The 4,260-nt window shown below is 67.8% G+C and carries 4 protein-coding genes; 3 read left to right on the top strand and 1 reads right to left on the bottom strand.

What is annotated here, in order from left to right; all coding sequences use genetic code 11:
• Window positions 1-127 (top strand): PDZ domain-containing protein (locus AB0D08_RS40335; RefSeq protein WP_359895349.1); only part of this gene is annotated, 127 nt, incomplete at its 5' end.
• A gap of 623 nt (window positions 128-750) precedes the next feature.
• Here the strand turns inward: AB0D08_RS40335 and AB0D08_RS40340 are convergent.
• Entirely contained in the window at window positions 751-1,170 is a 420-nt protein-coding gene (locus tag AB0D08_RS40340; protein ID WP_359895346.1) for a hypothetical protein, read from the bottom strand.
• A 504-nt stretch (window positions 1,171-1,674) separates the two neighbouring features.
• Between AB0D08_RS40340 and secD the strand changes: the two genes are divergently transcribed.
• Both secD and secF read left to right on the top strand, forming a co-directional pair.
• Window positions 1,675-3,105, top strand: a complete 1,431-nt coding sequence (secD, locus tag AB0D08_RS40345) for a protein translocase subunit SecD (protein WP_033818395.1) — start codon at window positions 1,675-1,677, stop codon at window positions 3,103-3,105.
• 5 nt (window positions 3,106-3,110) lie between these two features.
• Complete coding sequence (gene secF / locus AB0D08_RS40350) at window positions 3,111-4,160, top strand: protein translocase subunit SecF (RefSeq protein WP_359895347.1); 1,050 nt, start codon at window positions 3,111-3,113, stop codon at window positions 4,158-4,160.
• The last annotated feature ends 100 nt before the right edge of the window (window positions 4,161-4,260 follow it).

Here is a 4,260-nt window from a genome sequence, read left to right on the forward strand (position 1 = left end):
GAAGATCACCACCATCGGCTCGCTCACCACCGCGCTGGCCTCGCTCCAGCCCGGCGCCAAGGTCACCGTGACCTACCAGCGCGACGGGCAGACCAGGACCGTCGACGTCACCCTCGGCAGCCTCTGATTCTGATCCTCGACCGCTGTCCGCCGGGATCGCTCGTTTCGGCTCGCTCGCGCCGTGCGCCGCCCGGTCCACTGTCCACGCGGGGCTTCAGTACCCGTTCACCCATCTCTGAGCCGTGCTGGCAGCCGATGGTGCCGGGCCGTCTGTCACCGGAGCAGCCGAGGCCGAAGCCGGAGCATACTCCCGCACCCGCCCGCCCCGAGGACGCCGACGGGGCGGGCGGGTGGTGTCAGAGGATACGGCCCCGGGCGTGTGGCGGGTAGAGCGTCTCGGACCCGAGTGCGGCCCTCCCGGCGTCGAGGGCACCAGGCTTCCTGGTGGACGCCGCCGCGAGCTCGAACCCGGGAGCCGCGCCGCGCCCCCTTCGCGGTCCGTGCGCTGGAACCGACTTCTGGTCCGAGTGCTGCCGGACGTGTAACGCTCTGAGCGCGACACCCCCGGCGGGTCCAGCGTGTGGCCGACGGGCCGCCGTCTGGCCTGCGCCGGCCCTGGGACGGGCCTGCGTCGGCATCGGCGTTCTCCGACGGGGCTGCGTCCTGCTACCGGCGGGGGCCGCCGCCGGTAGAACCCGATGAGAGCGGGGCCGGCCGGGCGCAGCCGTGCGGCAGCAGGGAAGTTCCTTGCTACGGGAGTGGCTTGATGGCCGGAATGTCGATCATCTGGACCAGGTCGGGGCCTGCCGTGTAGTAGGCGCGGGTGATGCCGGCAGCTGCCAGGTTCCGTTGGCAGCGCGGACAGGGACGGGCAATGGCCGGGATTTCCGCGCGACTGACGCGAGCGATGTAAAGAACGCTTCCCGGGAGCGGGCGCGAGCGGCGTAGGACTGCTTCCTCGGCATGGAACGTGGCATGTCGGAAGTCGACGACCGGGTTGTTCCGGCGCAGATTCGGTGAAGCTGCGAGAACGCGATTGCCGGCGCCCAGGACGGCACCCACACGGTAGCGGCAGCGGGAACGCAGGGCCTGCCGAAGGGCGAGCTCGATCAGGGCCTTCCGGTATCCACTCATTGAGATTGCCTGTAGGCGCGGGGCGTCGGCATGCATGGAATGAATGTTCGAATGATGAGTCCCTGTCGCATCGCTCCCATAGTTCCGAGACTAATGCTTCCGCTCCGATCCTTTATCCCGATTGTCGCGCGGCCTGCCGTACCGGCCCCGTCCGCCACGCCCGCGGAGCAAGCTCTTGGTGTCCGCGACCGCTGAGGACGACGCTTACCACCCGGCGGACGGCCCGTGCCCCGGCTGCGCGCCGACGGCAGCCATCCCCCGATCACCCGCCCTATCCACCGCTTGGTGGACGGCTCGTCGGTGGCCGGTCACCAATCCTGGAATGCAAGAACCCCTGCGGCGTGCACTTGTGACGCCCTGGGAACCGTCCGGCCCCGTGCCACGTCCAGGCGAAGCCGCCGACGACAACGGCACCGCCAACGTGAACGCTGAACACAGAGAGTCGAGAACGTGGCAACACTCAAACGACGACCCCGTGACGGATACCCCGGCCGTGTATTGGCCCTCGTGCTCGTGATCATTGCTGCCCTGGCGGCCGGCATGGTCGCCACCGGGCACACCAAACCCAAACTGGGCGTCGACCTTGCTGGTGGCACGAGTCTCACTCTTACGGCGAACCCGGCTGAATCCTCGGCCATCACCCCGGAGAACATGAACACCGCCGTGTCCATTCTCCACAAGCGTGTGAACGGGATGGGAGTCTCGGAGGCCGAAGTACAGACCCAGGGCAGCCGCAGCATCATCATCAACATCCCCAAGGGCAGCAACACCCAGGATGCGATCGACCAAGTCGGCAAGACGGCCAAGCTGTTCTTCCGCCCGGTTCTCGCGGAACAAGCCCCTGGCGGCGCACCCGGGATGGGCGTGCCCCCTGCGAGTATCAAGCAGCAGTTCGACACCATTGACTGTACGGACGCTGCGCAGCGTACCGATCACCAGGCCTCTCCCGAGGCCGACACGGTGGCCTGTGCACAGGACGAGCGATCCGGTGCCTACGCCAAGTACGCACTCGGCCCGGTCGCCGTGGATGGCGTCGACATCTCCAAAGCCCAGGCGGCCATCGACCCCAGCACCAATCAGTGGCAGGTGAACCTGGAGTTCAACGGGAAGGGCAGCAAGTCGTTCGCGGCCACGACCGGCCATCTGGCACAGCAGGACGCCCCGCAGAACCAGTTCGCCATCGTCATGGACGGCCAAGTGGTCTCCGCGCCGGCAGTCAACGGCCCCATAGCCGGAGGAAACGCACAAATCACCGGCACCTTCACTCAGGAACAGGCCCGTGATCTGGCAAGCGTCCTGAGTTACGGGGCGCTCCCGCTCGCCTTCGAGAAGAGCGACGTCACCACCGTCTCCCCTCAACTCGGCGGTGAACAGCTCCACGCGGGCCTGCTCGCCGGAATGGTCGGTCTCGCGCTGGTCGTCCTGTACTCCCTCGCCTACTACCGAGGCCTCGGCCTGGTGTCCGTGGCCGGGCTCGCGGTGTCCGCCGCGCTGACCTACTCCGTCATGAGCCTTCTCGGCGCGAGCATCGGATTCGCGCTCAACCTGCCGGCCGTCTGCGGAGCCATCGTCGCCATCGGCATCACTGCGGACTCCTTCATCGTGTACTTCGAACGCATCCGCGACGAAATCCGCGAAGGCGCGCCACTGCGCTCCGCGCTCCAGCGTGCCTGGCCGCGGGCGCGACGCACCATCCTGGTCTCGGACTTCGTGTCCTTCCTCGCCGCGGCCGTGCTCTACTTCGTCACCGTCGGCAAGGTGCAGGGCTTCGCCTTCACCCTGGGGCTCACCACCCTGCTGGACGTGGTCGTGATCTTCCTGTTCACCAAGCCCCTGATGGTCCTGCTCGCCCGGCTCAAGTTCTTCGCCAACGGGCACAAGTGGTCGGGCCTGGACCCGCGCAGCCTCAACGCCCGCACGATCCGGCGCTCACGCCGCCGACCCACCGAGCCGACGGCCGAGGAGGCCTGAGACCCATGATGAACATCCGAAACCTCGGTCATCGCCTCCACACGGGCCAGACCAGCATCAACTTCATCGGCAGACGCAAACTGCTGTACGCCCTGTCCGGCCTGCTCCTGCTGGCTTCGGTGGTCGGCCTCGGAGTCCGCGGACTGAGCTTCGGCATCGAGTTCTCCGGTGGTTCCGTCTACACGGTGGCGGCACCTCAGGTCAGCGCGGACCAGGCACGGCACGCGATCGACGAGATCACCCACGACAGCACCGCAGTGGTGCAGTCCACCGACAACGGGCAGGTCCGGATCCAGGTCAGCTCCCACGAGAAGTCCGATCCGCAGCAGATGGTCGGCGAGCTGTCCCAGCGCCTGGGCGTCCCCGCGGAGGACATCAACACCCAGATCGTGGGGCCGAGCTGGGGCAAGGAGATCAGCGAGAAAGCCGCTTACGGGCTGGCCATCTTCATGGCACTCGTCACCGTCTACCTGGCGATAGCCTTCGAGTGGCGCATGGCCATGGCCGCCCTGGTGGCGCTCGTCCACGACCTCGTGATCACCGTCGGAATCTACGCCCTGGTCGGGTTCGAGGTCACGCCGGGCACGGTCATCGGGTTCCTCACCATCCTCGGCTACTCCCTCTACGACACCGTCGTCGTCTTCGACGGTGTGAAGGAGAGCACCCGCGGGCTGGCGAAACAGAACCGCCGGACCTATAGCGAGGTGGCCAATCACGCCCTCAACCGGACACTGGTCAGATCCGTCAACACCACGGTGCTCGCGCTCCTTCCGGTCGCCGCCCTCCTCTTCATCGGAGGCGGCATGCTCGGAGCCGGAACCCTCAACGACATCGCCCTGGCGCTCTTCATCGGCCTTGCGGTCGGGGCCTACTCCTCGATCTGTCTGGCCACCCCCTTCCTGGCCCAACTCAAGGAACGCCAGCCGCAATTCCGGGCACTGGCGGCCAAGGTGGCCAGGGCGCGAAGCGATGCCGCGGCCGCTGCGGACAACGACGGAGCGGACTCGGCCGGTCCGGCCCCCGCACCCGTCCTCGCTGAACGACGGAGCACGTAACGCCGCATTCCTTCGCCGTCCGTCCGGCACACCCACAGGGGGTGGCGGTCCGTAGGCGGGGGCGCCGCCCCGCGGGGGGCAAGTCCGGGGCCGGGAGGGG

It is taken from the genome of Kitasatospora sp. NPDC048540 (genome assembly GCF_040651175.1).
Lineage (GTDB): Bacteria > Actinomycetota > Actinomycetes > Streptomycetales > Streptomycetaceae > Kitasatospora.